Source organism: Sorangium sp. So ce1014 (genome assembly GCF_051521505.1).
In the GTDB taxonomy this organism is placed as follows: Bacteria; Myxococcota_A; Polyangia; order Polyangiales; family Polyangiaceae; genus Sorangium.
This window is the reverse complement of the sequence record NZ_CP150356.1, coordinates 1,878,143-1,890,974: the sequence shown is the minus strand read 5'-3', so window position 1 is coordinate 1,890,974 and position 12,832 is coordinate 1,878,143. Positions and strand designations below refer to the sequence as shown.

At 70.1% G+C, this 12,832-nt stretch carries 9 protein-coding genes; 3 read left to right on the top strand and 6 right to left on the bottom strand.

Features of this window, described 5'->3' with window-relative positions:
• Positions 1-175 precede the first annotated feature (175 nt).
• Positions 176-4,183 (top strand): serine/threonine-protein kinase, encoded by a 4,008-nt coding sequence (locus WME75_RS07195; RefSeq protein ID WP_437487602.1) that lies wholly within the window; start codon positions 176-178, stop codon positions 4,181-4,183.
• Between the two features lie 53 nt (positions 4,184-4,236).
• Here WME75_RS07195 and WME75_RS07190 read toward each other — a convergent pair whose 3' ends face one another.
• From WME75_RS07190 to WME75_RS07175, 4 genes are all read right to left on the bottom strand, one after another.
• Entirely contained in the window at positions 4,237-4,959 is a 723-nt protein-coding gene (locus tag WME75_RS07190; protein WP_437487599.1) for a phosphoribosylanthranilate isomerase, read from the bottom strand.
• Between the two features lie 116 nt (positions 4,960-5,075).
• Positions 5,076-6,143, bottom strand: a complete 1,068-nt coding sequence (locus tag WME75_RS07185) for an iron-containing redox enzyme family protein (protein WP_437487596.1) — start codon at positions 6,141-6,143, stop codon at positions 5,076-5,078.
• Entirely contained in the window at positions 6,140-6,916 is a 777-nt protein-coding gene (locus WME75_RS07180; RefSeq protein WP_437487593.1) for a tryptophan synthase subunit alpha, read from the bottom strand. The genes WME75_RS07185 and WME75_RS07180 overlap by 4 nt, the downstream gene beginning before the upstream one ends.
• Before the next feature lie 31 nt (positions 6,917-6,947).
• Positions 6,948-8,018 carry a hypothetical protein gene (locus WME75_RS07175; RefSeq protein WP_437487590.1) on the bottom strand — a complete coding sequence of 357 codons (1,071 nt, stop codon included), beginning with the start codon at positions 8,016-8,018 and terminating at the stop codon, positions 6,948-6,950.
• A gap of 535 nt (positions 8,019-8,553) precedes the next feature.
• Here WME75_RS07175 and WME75_RS07170 point away from each other — a divergent pair.
• Together WME75_RS07170 and WME75_RS07165 are read left to right on the top strand one after the other, a co-directional pair.
• The gene (locus WME75_RS07170) at positions 8,554-9,531 is read left to right on the top strand and encodes a hypothetical protein (RefSeq protein WP_437487588.1); all 978 of its coding nucleotides are present in this window, start codon (positions 8,554-8,556) and stop codon (positions 9,529-9,531) included.
• Between the two features lie 102 nt (positions 9,532-9,633).
• Entirely contained in the window at positions 9,634-10,881 is a 1,248-nt protein-coding gene (locus WME75_RS07165; protein ID WP_437487585.1) for an ATP-grasp domain-containing protein, read from the top strand.
• A 90-nt stretch (positions 10,882-10,971) separates the two neighbouring features.
• Here the strand turns inward: WME75_RS07165 and WME75_RS07160 are convergent, their stop codons facing one another.
• Both WME75_RS07160 and WME75_RS07155 read right to left on the bottom strand, forming a co-directional pair.
• Complete coding sequence (locus WME75_RS07160) at positions 10,972-11,361, bottom strand: tautomerase family protein (RefSeq protein ID WP_437487582.1); 390 nt, start codon at positions 11,359-11,361, stop codon at positions 10,972-10,974.
• Between the two features lie 37 nt (positions 11,362-11,398).
• The gene (locus WME75_RS07155; RefSeq protein WP_437487579.1) at positions 11,399-12,769 is read right to left on the bottom strand and encodes an FIST signal transduction protein; all 1,371 of its coding nucleotides are present in this window, start codon (positions 12,767-12,769) and stop codon (positions 11,399-11,401) included.
• Positions 12,770-12,832 lie beyond the last annotated feature (63 nt).

Below are 12,832 nucleotides of genomic sequence, written 5' to 3'. Positions count from 1 at the left end.
CAGCACACCTGTACTTGAGTCTGCCCACCCATGCGCCGATCGCCGCGGTGCAACGCGGTTTCAGCCGGCAAAGCAAAGACCGAACCGCCCAGCGGTCCAGTTGGGTATCCTCGCCTGCGCACCGGGCGGTCACGCTGCGCGCCCGGCGCGGCCGTCGTGGTGGAGGGCTCGATCCGTGTCGTTCCTCGAAGGTTCTCTGGTTGCGGGTCGGTTCCTGATCGAGACGCTGGCCAGAAGGGGCGGCATGGGCGAGGTATTTCGCGCCCGGGACGTGACCACCGGCGCGCCGGTGGCGCTCAAGGTCCTGCACGCGGACGCCGCGCACGCGGATGAAACCGAGCGTTTCCTGCGGGAGGCGCGGTTCCTGTCCGATCTCGAGCACCCCGCCATCGTCGCGTACCTGGCGCACGGAAGAGCCCAGGACGGCCGGCCCTTTCTCGCGATGGAGTGGCTGTCGGGGAAGGACCTCGGCGAGCGCCTCGATCGCGGGCCGCTGCGCATCTCGGAGTGCGTGACGCTGCTGACGCGGGTCGCCGACGCGCTCGCCGTCGCCCACGGCCGGGGCGTGGTGCACCGCGACATCAAGCCGAGCAACCTGTTCTTGCGCGATGAGCGCGTCGACGGCGTCACCGTGCTCGATTTCGGCATCGCGCGCTGGGCGGTGGCCGGCATGACGCTCACACGGACCGGGCGCTTCGTCGGTACGCCCGGCTACATGGCGCCGGAGCAGGCGCGGGGCGAGCGCGACATCGGGCCGAGCACCGACATCTTCGCCCTGGGGTGCGTCCTGTTCGAGTGCCTGACCGGGAAGCACCTGTTCGCCGGCCGGGATCTGGTGGGCGTGCTCGCGAAGATCCTGTTCGATGACGTCCCCACGGTCGCCTCGGTCCGCCCCGACACGCCGCCCGCGCTGGCGGATCTGCTGGCGCGGATGCTGGACAAGGACCCGCACCGGCGCCCCCAGGACGCCGCGGCGCTCCGCGAGCAGCTCGCCGCCCTGGCGCTGCCGGACGGGGACGACGAGGCGCCGGCGCCGTCGCTCGTGGCGGTGCCCACGCCCCGGGTGCTCACCGGCGAGGCGATGCAGCTGCTCAGCGTCGTCCTCGCCATGCGGGCCGCCGGCGGCCCCAGCGAGACGCTGCCGCCCACCACGGTGCAGACCTGGTCCCGTCCGACGCGCGACGCCCTGCAGTTCCGGCTCGCGCGCCTCGGGGGCCGCGCCGAGTGGCTGGCGGACGGCTCGCTGGTCGTGATCGTGTCGCCGTCCAACAGCGCGCTGGATCAGGTCTCGACGGCCGCCCGCTGCGCCCTCGAGGTGCAGCAGCACTGGCCCGATGCCCGCATCGCGCTGACCACCGGCCGCGGGCTGCTCCAGGGCGGGGTCCCCGCCGGAGAGGCCATCGACCGGGCGGTGGCGTTGCTGCGCGTCGGGGCGGAGCCGACGGTGGCGGTCGACCCCGACCCCCAGAGCGCGGCGCTCGAGCCGGGGATCTGGCTGGACGAGCTGAGCTCGAGGCTGATCGAGTCGCGCTTCCTTGTCACGACGCTGGGCGGGCAGCTGATGCTGACCGGCGAGCGCGCGAGCGTCGACGAGTCGCGCCCGCTGCTCGGCCGCCCGACGCCCTGCGTCGGCCGCGAGCAGGAGCTCTCGATGCTGCTCGGCGCGATCGAGGGGTGCATCGAGGAGGCGACGCCGTCCGGCGCGCTCGTGATCGCGGCGCCCGGCATGGGCAAATCGCGCCTGCGGCACGAGCTGCTCCGGCGCCTCCGCGCCCGATCGTCCGGCGTCGAGGTGCTGTTCGCGAGCGGCGCGCCGATGAGCGCCGGCTCGCCTTACGGCCTGCTCGGCGAGGCGCTCCGCCGCCTCTGCGACGTGCAGGTCGGGGATCCTCCCGCGGAGCAGGAGGCCAAGCTCCGGAAGCGCGTCGGCCAGCACGTTCCGCCGGCCGACGCCGAGCGGGTGAGCGAGTTCATCGCGGCCCTGTGCGGCATCGCCGTCGAGCGGCCGAGCGTCTCGCTGAGCGCCGCGCGCAGCGACCCGAAGATCATGAGCGAGCAGATCCGCCGCGCCTTCCTGGATCTGCTGCGCGCCGAGGCCGCGGCGCGGCCTTGCCTCCTGGTGCTGGAGGATCTGCACTGGGGCGACGCGGCCACGGTCAAGCTCGTGGACGCCGCCCTGCTCGATCTGCGAGAGCGGGCGTTCTTCGTGCTGGCCTTCGCGCGCCGCGAGGTGCACGACGTCTTTCCGAAGCTGTGGCAGGGGCGGGTCGTGCACCGGGTCCCTCTCGCCGGTCTGACCAGGAAGGCGGCCGAGCGGCTCGTGACCACGGTGCTCGGCGTCGAGGTCTCGGCCGGCCTCATGGCGCGCATCGTCGAGCAGGCCGCGGGCAATGCGCTGTTCCTGGAGGAGCTGATCCGCGCGGTGGTCGAGGGCAAGACCGAGGGGCAGCCCGCCACGGTGCTGGCGATGCTCCAGGCCAGGCTATCGTGCCTCGAGCCGCAGGCGCGCAAGGTGCTTTGCAGCGCGAGCGTGTTCGGACAGACGTTCTGGCGCGGCGGCGTGCTCGCCATGCTCGGGCAGGAGCGCGCGTCGGACGGCGGCGACGGGGCGGACCGCTGGCTGGAGAGCCTTGTCCGCTCCGAGATGGTGGAGGTGCAGTGGAGCAGCCGGTTCCCCGGAGATACGGAGTACCGGTTTCGCCACGTCCTTGTGCGCGACGCCGCGTACGGCCTCCTGGCGGCGCAGGACCGGATCCTCGGCCACCGGCTCGCCGGGGCGCACCTGGAGCAGGCGGGGGAGGCGGACCCCATCGTGCTGGCCGAGCACGCGCACCTCGGCGGGGATCTCGAGCGCGCCGCCCTGAATTACCTGCGTGCGGCCGAGCAATCGTACCGGAGCAACGATTACGACGGGATGCTCTCGCGCGTCGAGCGCGGCATGGCCTGCAGGCCGCGCGGCGACATCCTGGGCCGGCTCCTCGGGATGAAGCTCGACGTGTGCTTCCTGCGCGAGGACTGGCAGGTGGGTCTGGAGATCGGAAAAGAGGCCCTGTCGGTGCTGCCGCGGGGCAGCGTCGCGTGGAACAGGGCGGTGGGCCGGCTGGTCGTGATGACAGGCCACCTCGGCCTGGCGGACGACATGGAGGCGCTCGTGAACGCGATCATGAGCAGCGAGCCCGAGCCCGAGCCCGGGGCCGAGGCGGCGTGCTGCATGCCTGTCGCGACGGCGATCACGGCCCTCAGCCACTGGGGCATGCGCGATCTCTCGCTGCGCCTCCTGGCGCGCCTGGAGCAGCTCGCGACGCGCGTCCCCGAGCGCGAGCAGCTCGCGCACGCGCAGCTGCGCTACAGCCGTTCCACGTTCCTGCGGCTCCTCGGGGACGACCCCTGGCAGGCGTACGAGGACGCGCGGCGCGCGGAGGAGGCGTTCGCCCAGGCGAGCCCGTGGCGCTGGCGCGAGTTCGCGGCGAGCTTGACCGCGCTCTCGATGGCGGAGCTCGGGGAGCGCGCCGAGGCCGAGCGCAAGCTGCGCGAATGTCTGGCGCGCACGCTGCGCATCAACGATGCTTTCACGCTCTCCAGCGTCCGTGTCTGGCTGATGATCCTCCTCTCGGAGTGCTGCGCGCCGGAGCACCTGGAGGAGATCACGGAGCTCGCGAACCAGCTTATCAAGATCGGCGCCATGGAGGCGACCGTGGGGCCGGCCCATGGCGCGCTGGCGCGGGTCCTGCTGGCGCGGGGCCGCCTCCCGGAGGCGCGCGAGGAGGCCGAGAAGGCGCTCGCGGTCCTGCAGCGAGACCGGTTTTACCGGCCGCTGGTCCACCGGACGATCCTCCAGGTGCTGCTCCGGGAAGGGCGCGTGGAGGCCGCCCGGCAGGCCTCGGAGGAGGGGCTGCGCTGCCTCGAATCGCTCGGCGGCTCGCTGGGGTACAGCGAGATCCCGCTGCGCCTCGCGATCGCCGAGGCGCACCTCGCCGGCGGGGACGAGGCGCTCGCGCGGGCCGCGATCGAGCAGGCGCGGCGCGCGGTCGAGGAGCGCGCCCGGAAGATCCCCGACGCGGCGGCGCGGCTCCGCTACATCGAGCAGGTGCCGGCGAACGCGCGGGTGGCCGAGCTCGCGCGCGCGTGGCTCGGGCGCGACGTCGAGCCGCGCCTCCTGAACGAGCCAGCGCCCTCGGGCTAGGGCGCCTCGGAGCGTCTGCCGGACTCACGTACATCGACAACCCAACCGCCAGCTCACGGCGCTGTCGCCTGGTAGGGCAGGTGCGCTGTGTCCGCCCGGCGCACCGCGTCGATGAAGCGCGCGCACTTGGCCATGTTCTTCACGAGTGGGCCGTTCGGGATCCGGTCGCTCACGCCGGTCTCGACGTCGACCCCGAAGGGCCGGACACGCCGGATCGCCTCTGCCACATTGGCCATGGTGAGTCCCCCTGCGAGGAACAAGGGCAGCGGCGTCGCTCGCACGACCGCGGCGCATCGATCCCAGTCCGCCGTCTTGCCAGTGCCCCCCACCCGGTAGCTATCGAGCAAGAACCCCTCGACCACGGCTCCGTACATACGCACGAGCTCGCCATGATCGGGGATGACGTTCTCCTCCGGCTGAGCCGACAGGACCTTGAGGATGCGCAGCCCGGGGCGCACCCGCGCCCGAAGCGCGACGATCTGCGCCGGCGACCAGTCCGGGTACAGCTGCACGGTGTCGACCGGCAACGACCCCAGGATCCCGACCAAGAGCTCGGCGTCGAGATCCGTCAGCAGGACCTTGTCCACACCCGCGGGTAGGTACCTGAAGATCTGGCGGAACCTCGCGACCTTCTCGTCTACGTCCTGGTGACGGAACAGGTGGAAGCCGAGCGCGTCGGCCCCCAGATGGCTGGCCTCAACCGCGGGGTCCAGGGCCTCGAACTCGCACAGCTTGATTCTCGTGTAGGGAACGGCAGCGTCCCACATCGGTGACATGATCGACATTTCTCCTGTGATGGTCCCCCGCGCGCTGCGAGGAGACAGATCGGAGCTCCCCCGGGCAGCAGGGGAACGACGACGAGACTCGCGGAACGAACGCCTCCGTGGACGGATCACGCTGGCCTCCTGTCCTCCGGGCCCGCGCCGTCCTCCGTCACCTCCAGATCCGAGCATTCTGGACCGCCCAGGCGACGCCCCGAGGGCAGAGCGAACGTCGCGCCGTGCAAAGGGCACGTGATCGCCTTCCCGTCGCGGCGAACGACGCCCTTGCTCAGGTCGCCCCCGCGGTGCGGACAAGCCTTGACGACGCAGTATCTCTTTCCCCGCGCCTCGATCCGGAACACGTCCTTCGCGCCCATCGCCCTGCGGACGATGCGCTCGAACGCCTCGTCTCCGACGCAGCGCGCCAGCTCGGCGCCGAGCCAGGCGGCGTGGAAGTCCACCCCATGCGCGCGATGCCGGCGAGACAGGGCGAGCAACGCGTCCCGAGCGTGGTAGGCGTCAATGTGGACATGCTCGGAGAAGTACGCGTGATTCTGGATTCCCAGGCGCTCGCAGGCAGCCACGAAGCACCGGAAGCTCCAGGGAATCGCGCCCTCGGTGTAGGCGAGGGCGCCCAGGTACGCGTCCACCGTGGGCGCGCGCTTGGTCAGCCAGTGGTAGAGATTGACGAGCGAGAAGGCCGCCTCGACCCGGTCTTCCTGGAGGTAGCCCTCGAGCGCCGTGGGCAGCTCGAGCTCCGCAAGGAGATTCCGGTACAGGGTGGAGTGAACCCGGGCAGGATTGCCGCAACCAAACTCGTCGATGAGGATCCGCATCACGGGCGGCAGGCTCTCGGGATCGAGGCGCGGCATCACCGCGAACATCGCCTGCGCCTCGGTCAGGCCATCGAGGGCGTACTCGCGGACGATGGCCCGAAACTGCTCGCGCGAGGCGTCCTCGGCGACGAACCGCGCCCCCTCGGACGGGGTGGCGCGCGCCTCCGAAAGCCGGCGGTCGAGGGCCGCCCGGAACCCTTCGAGCGTCCCAGCACGCACGTCGCCTTGCTCCTGCTCGATGCCCGCGATGCACCGTGCCATCCAGGCCTCCTCGAAGCGCAGGGCAGCTGCCGCGCGGTGCGGGGCCGCGTCGCCCGGCGTCAGCGGGTGATTGAATCGGTAGAGCCGCTCCTGTTCGGTCATCGCCAGAGGGCTCCTTCGATCCCGTCGAGATACGCTGAGGCCGCCGCCGGCCCACACCGCGCCGCCTCGAGGAACGCGGTCCCGATGATGACGGCGTCGAGCCCCTCCACCCGGGCGAGCTCGCGGACATCGGCGGCGGTGCGGACGCCGAAGCCCGCGGCTACTTTGATGTCCGCCCGGAGCCGCCTCGCGATCGCGATGGTCTCCTCCAGCTCCTCGCGGCGGAAGAGCGGCGCGCCCGTCTTCGGCGCGGACATCAGGTACAGCAGGGCGCTCCGCGAGCAGAAGCCGAGGAGGTGCTCGAGCTCGGCGGCGGGCATCCATGGCCCGATGCACTGGACGAGCTCGACCCCGGCGCGCGTCGCGGCCTCGTGGTAGCGCTCGATCTCGGGCTCATTCCACTCGAGCAGCACGCCATCGATCCTGCCGCTCATGTCGCGCGCGACGCGCTCGAACGTGTGCTCGTGCCCCGTCCTCTGGTAGAGAACGCAAAGCGAGGGCTTCTCGATCGGGAACATCGAGAGGATGCCCCGGTAATCGGACTCGTGGCGGGACGCGATCCGGTGCGCGTCGCGGATGGTCTCGTTCGCATGGTCGGAGAACGAGTCGTCCACCGCGAATGTCGTCTCCACGATGGAGACGGCGGGCCGGCGGCACAGGTCGTCGAGAATCGCGCGCGATGAGCCCGGGTCGGGGAAGTTGGGGATGGTATAGAGGACCAAGCCCATTCGCCTGGCTCGGTTGGCTTCGTCGATCGCTCGTGAAAGTCGCATCATCATTCCTCGTCTTTGCGCTCCCGCGGGCTCAGAGATCGAATCCGCAGAACATGTTCATGGGTTTAATGGGCCCGAAGCGCCAGCCCCGTAAGAAGCTGTCGGCCGCTTCCCAGCGAGGGACCGCCCGGTCGACGAGCCAGTGCCCCCTGCCCTGACTCGCCTTCCGGAGCTCGTTCTGGCATCCACTGAAGGTGGGTGGGTCCGTGGGAGCGAGCGAGTACCAGTGGAACGCCCACATGAACGCCATCGAGCAGATGAACGAGATCGCGTCCGCGCGCTCGAAGCGGGCGCTCTCCGTCGCCCGGAAGGGCTTGAGCAGCGACTCGATCGTGTCCACGAGCCGTATGACATCCTTGAGGTCTACAGGGCTCCCGTCCAGCATCGCCGCGCTCTGGGCCATGTTGAACCAGCCCGCCACGAAGGGGTTCCTGCTGCCGAAGAACATGACGGAGACGTCGGTCGTACAGCGGCCGGACTGGAGCATCTCATGGATCAGCGAGCCGTAGAGGCCGGAGTCGATGAGCAGCCCTCGGTCGATCCGGGCCACATACTCCTCAACGAGGCCGCCGCACGGCCGCTGGCTGACCAGCAGGGGCTCGCGGCCATGGCGCGCGTCGCTCCTGGAGTAGAAGAGGAGCTTGAGCTGCCCCGCAGGAAGGGCGTCGTGGGCGCGAAGGCAGGGCCATAGCGCGAGGCTGTCGCGCATGAAGAGGTAGATCGGCACGTGCGCGCTCCGCCCGTCGACCAGCGTGGGGAGGGAGCAACAGAACGCGCGGAGGATCGGGAAGAGATACTCCGTGGCGCTGATGTAGCTCCGCGCGAGCTCGAGCGGCGCACCGAACACGGAGCTGCCGAGCACGTGGAGCGGGATGTGCTGCGACTCCTCCTCTCGAGACAGGCCGCGCAGCGCGTCTTCGATGCAGACCGCGGGGTCGTCGCCGTCCTCCTCGATGTAGCTCACTGCGCGCGCAACGACCTGCTCCAGGCTCTGGCTCGCCATGCATTGGAGGGCGCATTCGACGAGCGAGCCCACCGTGGTACCACGCCTGGATACCGCGCACTCCGCGTGGTTCGGCGAGGTGACCTCATTCATCGACATATCCACTCCTCCGGCGCTCGACCGTGAGCACGGCGACGAGGCCCCAAACGACGTGATTGCGATTGACTACAGCTGATTGCAATCCGCATACCGCGAGCGCAGAGGCGTCACGGAGCGCCAGGGGTCGGCTGCCGGCCGGCTTCGAGCTCGCGCAGATTGCCGCCTCCGCGCCCCTCGCCGCGCGGTCTGGCGGGCGCGGCGCGAGGGGCGAGCGCGTGGAGAGCAGAGGCCGACAGGCAAGGGGTTGCGTGGTCGGATTACGCGTTCACGCAATCGCGCGGACACGGCGCTGTAGCTTCTCGCCGGCCACCTGGCCGCCTGCCACGCAACATGACCAGAGCGGAGGCATCGTCACGAGAAATTCAGGAGAATCAACAGGAGAAAAGAGGCTCGCCGCAGGGCGCGCCGGCGCACCACAGCGGCATGGCGCATGCAGGACGTGAGTGGTGCCGAGGGAGCAAAGCGCCCTCCGCCCCGATCGCTCGCCCCCTGACCTCTCCCTCTCTGCGATCGGTACGTCGAAAGGTGAAAAATCATGAGTCTCACAGCCACGGGCATTCTGCTGATCCTTGTCTACAACCTGCTATCGGCGACCAAGGGGGTATACCTCGCCTCGCTGCTCCAGGCTTACCACCCGGTGCTGATCCTCGTGGCGTGCTTCTCCCTCGTGGCCCTGTTTTTCGTCGCACTCCAGGCGATGTCCCTCCGGAGGCTCGTCGGCCGCGTCCGGAGCGCTGTCCCGGATGTCATCGCGGTCAATCTCACGACCGCGGGGAGCTGGTTCTCGTTTTACTATGCCCTCAAGTTCCTCGAGCCGGCCGTAGTTACGTCGATCTCGGCCTCCGTCGGCCCTCTCTCGACCATCCTGCTCGCGAAGCGCCTGCGGCCCGGAAAACCTGCGACTCGGGCCGAGATCGTCTCCTCGGTGGGTATCCTCGGCGCGATGTTCGTCCTGATCTCCGGTACCTGGCTCGGCTACTCGGCGGTCGGCGCCATCGACGCCCCCCGCGCCGCCGTCGGGATCGCAGCGACGCTGCTCTGCGGGATCTGCGTCGTTGGAAACACGATCTTTTCCAAGCGACTCAATGACAGGGCGATGGACTCCCGCGCGGTCATGGCCGTGCGGTTCTTCATCCTGATCGCGCTGGGGACGCTCTTGCTCCCGACGGGCAGCGTCGCGGCGCTCACCTCGCCCGGGACGCTGCCCCCGATCTTCCTCATCGCGATCTTTGGCGTGATCATCCCGCTCTACGCGCTGCAGGTCGGGATCGCGCGATGCGAGCCGATCGTCGTCGCGCTGACGCTCGCCACGGCGCCGCTCTTCGTCTATGCTGTGCAGTTCTTCGACGCGAGGCTGCACGCGTCCCCCATCACGCTCGTGGGCGTCGCGCTGCTCACGATGTTCACGGCGGTCGGCGCCATCGGGGGCCTGCGGCGCAGCCGGGGCGCCGCCGTGTCCGCGCAAGGAGCGACGTTGCCCTGTGCCGGGCGGGCGGGCGCTCGCCGCATCTGAGCGAGGACAGACGACGATCGACGCCGGGGGCCAGCGCGGCGCGCCGCCCAGCGCCCCCACCGCGTGGTCATGTTGCACAGGAGTTGAATACAGGAGATAGATATGGATACCAGGCCCGTTGTCATTGTTGATCCCTACACCTCGGGGGCGTACCTCGCGCCCGAGTTCGCGTCGCAGGGAGTGCGCTCCGTGATGCTGCAGGCGAGCGCCGAGGTCCCGGACGTCTATGCCCCTTCGCTGCGGCGGGAGCACTTCGACCTCGCGCTCGTCCATCGCGGCGATATCGAGGAGACGGTGGCGCAGGTCCGGGCGATCGCGCCGCGTGCCGTCATCGCCGGGTGCGAGACCGGGGTCGAGCTCGCGGATCAGCTGAGCGAAGCGCTAGGCCTGCGCACGAACGGATCGAGGCTCTCCGCGGCGAGGCGAAACAAGTACCTCATGATCGAGGCTATCCGGGCGAACGGCCTGAAGGCCGCGCGGCAGATCGCCACGGACGATCTCGACGCCGCCCTCTCGTGGACGCGGGAAATCTGCCCCTTGCCGGTGATCGTCAAGCCTCTCAGCAGCGCGGGCACGGACAGCGTGTCCCTGTGCCGTGTCGAAGAGGATGTCCGCGCGGCCTTCGGCGGCATCATCGGAACGAAGAACAAGCTCGATCTCATCAATGCGCAGGTGCTCGTCCAGGAGTACCTCGTGGGGGACGAGTATGTCGTCGATACGGTGAGCCGCGACGGCCAGCATCATGTGACGGACATCTGGCGGTACGAGAAGCACTCGGGCAATGGAGCGAGCTTCGTCTACCACTCGGTCGAGCTTCTGCCCTCCGACGCGGCGCCCGCGGCCGCGCTCGTCGCCTATACGCGCAGGGCCCTCGACGCGCTCGGCATCCAGAACGGCCCGGGACACAGCGAGGTCATCCTGACCGAGGAGGGCCCGGCGCTCGTCGAGATGGGCGCGAGGATCCATGGTGGCAATACCGCGCTCATTTGCCGCGACTGCATCGGCCATGGCCAGATCGATCTGACGGCGGACGTCTACCTCGAGGGCGGCGCATTCTCCGCCGTCGCCGGCGCGACCTACCCGCTCCACAAGCACGCCAAGGCGGTCTTCTTCATCGCGCAGCGCGAGGGCCGCCTCGTCGATGTGCCGGGGCTCGCGGCGATCGAGGCGTTGCCGTCGTATCACGGCGCCACCCTCAAGGTGCGGCCGGGCGGGAGGGTGCAAAGGACGGTGGACCTCTTCTCCGCGCCGGGGTGGGTGACGCTCCTTCACCGAGACAAGGCGGTGATAGACGCCGACGAGCGGCGCATCCGTGAGATCGAGCGCGAGGAGCTGTTCCGGCTCGAGTGAAGGCCTCGCGCTCGGTGAGGTGGGCCCTCGTGGGTCCGCCACTCCGAATCAAGAGGTTGACTGGTCTTGTGGGCTGTCCTCTGGCCTCTACTACAGGTTGACCTTGTAGTTCAGCTTGACCTCGTCGCCGTGCATGCCGCGGAACCCCCAGTCGTGGGGCGGCGACTCCGAGATGCAGATCTCGATGTCCTGGTGATCGATGCCGACCTCGTCCCGGATCCTGTCGAACAGGAGCCGCACGAGCTTCTTCTTCGTCTCCACGCTGCGCCCGGTCATCATCGAGATCTCGATGATCGTGTAGGCGTCGGTGCGCCCGCCCGGCGCCAGCATGTCCTCGCGCTCCATCGGGAAAAAGCGGTGCGCCCGCTTGTCCTGCGGGAGCTGAAGCGCCTCCATGACGCAGGCGTGGATCACCCGCGAGAGGGTCTCCTTCACCGGGTTGAGCCTGTCCTTGATACCGTAGACCTTCACCTGAGACATCCGGGTTCTCCTGGAGCAGCGCTGGAGCCGTCGCCCGCTACGGCTCGTTCTGCGTCGATGCCCCGAACAGGACGACGGCGATCGACAGGTTCGCGTGCTGGTTCTTGCCGCGGACGAAGCACCCCTGTTCCCCGAACGTGAACGTGCCGAGGAACGGCGTCGTCCCCAGCGCGGCGGTCATCCCCTGGACCACGCGGCCGAGGTCGTCGCGCACCGCGAGCATGCACCCGGCGCAGAAGATCACCAGCGCGCCCTGCGGCTGGAACGAGGGCCGCGCGGACGCAAGCGCGGCGCCCGCCACGGACTGGATTCGATCGAGCAGGCCCCCTCTCGACCCCTTCATGAGCACGAGCTCATCCCCCTCGCTGATGTGCACGCCGAAGGTCAGCGCGTTGTCCTTGTCCACCGCGTTCGGATGGATGAGCAGGAACTGGGGGACCTTGCCGGCCCAGCCGGAAGGCCGGCCGAGCGGGCAGAGGGCGCTCTCCGCACCGATCGATCCGCCGCCGAGCTGCGCGGCGAACATGCCGCCTGTCCAGCGGTTGTAGACCTCCGCCGCCGGCTGCCCGTCGATCTCGGGCACCCGCCGCCCCTCCGAGCGCGTGACCCAGCCCCGGTGCTCGGTCGGCGCGTAGCCGGAGCCGAACGCATGGGCGACCTCGCCGGAAGGGTACAACGCCGACAGCAGCACCGCGTCGCGGTGCGCCTGCCCGCGCCCGAGCTGCGACAGCGCCCCGTCGAGCGAGTCCGCCGCGGACGTGCCGCCGAACACCGGCACATCGGCCCCGACCGCGTCCTCGATCCCGCAGAGGACCTGCTCCTCCACCCCGAGCGGCGCGGTCAGCCAGAACAGCGTCGGCGGCTTGCCCGCCCGGCCGGCGTCCTCCATCGCGCGGCGCGCCGCGCGGGTGGCGGCGGCGCGCGGCGACTCGCCGATCGGCTCGGCCGCGGCGCCGTAGGCCCCTTGCGCGTCCGCGATGCCGAACAGCGCCAGGCCGGGGCCCGGCGCGCCGTGGACCCCGGCAGCGGTCATCACCGAGAGACAGGAGCTCGATCCGTGGACCCGCACCGAGGACGGAAGCGCCGCCGTGGCGCGCGCGAGCTCGCCGAGATCGTGGCCCTCGGTGTAGCTCAGGAAAAGGTGGTCGGGCTCGCTGCCGAGGCTCGCGCGAAGCGCGGACAGGGTCTCGGCGAACGCGACCTCCGTCGAGCTCGCCGTGGAGGACGCGGTGGCCATCTTCATGCGCCCCGCCGCCCCTTCAGCGCCCGCGCGGCCCACCCGCGGAGCCTCGTTCGCGCCGGCCTCGTTCGCGCCGGCCTCGTTCGCGCCGGCCTCGTTCGCGCCGGCCTCGTTCGCGCCGAGAAGAGCGCTGGTCCCACTGTCCACGTCGCTGTTGCTCATCGGCATCTTGACCTCCTGCCGTGCCCCCGGTCGGGTCGATCACGCCGGATCTCTATACACCACCCCCGC

Excerpts from the sequence above, each read along its gene's own strand:
- WME75_RS07190 (WP_437487599.1), bottom strand. The coding sequence starts at position 4,959 with ATGTCACCGATGTGGGACGCTGCCGTTCCCTACACGAGAATCAAGCTG.
- WME75_RS07185 (WP_437487596.1), bottom strand. The coding sequence starts at position 6,143 with ATGACCGAACAGGAGCGGCTCTACCGATTCAATCACCCGCTGACGCCG.
- WME75_RS07180 (WP_437487593.1), bottom strand. The coding sequence starts at position 6,916 with ATGCGACTTTCACGAGCGATCGACGAAGCCAACCGAGCCAGGCGAATG.
- WME75_RS07175 (WP_437487590.1), bottom strand. The coding sequence starts at position 8,018 with ATGTCGATGAATGAGGTCACCTCGCCGAACCACGCGGAGTGCGCGGTA.
- WME75_RS07170 (WP_437487588.1), top strand. The coding sequence starts at position 8,554 with ATGAGTCTCACAGCCACGGGCATTCTGCTGATCCTTGTCTACAACCTG.
- WME75_RS07165 (WP_437487585.1), top strand. The coding sequence starts at position 9,634 with ATGGATACCAGGCCCGTTGTCATTGTTGATCCCTACACCTCGGGGGCG.
- WME75_RS07160 (WP_437487582.1), bottom strand. The coding sequence starts at position 11,361 with ATGTCTCAGGTGAAGGTCTACGGTATCAAGGACAGGCTCAACCCGGTG.
- WME75_RS07155 (WP_437487579.1), bottom strand. The coding sequence starts at position 12,769 with ATGCCGATGAGCAACAGCGACGTGGACAGTGGGACCAGCGCTCTTCTC.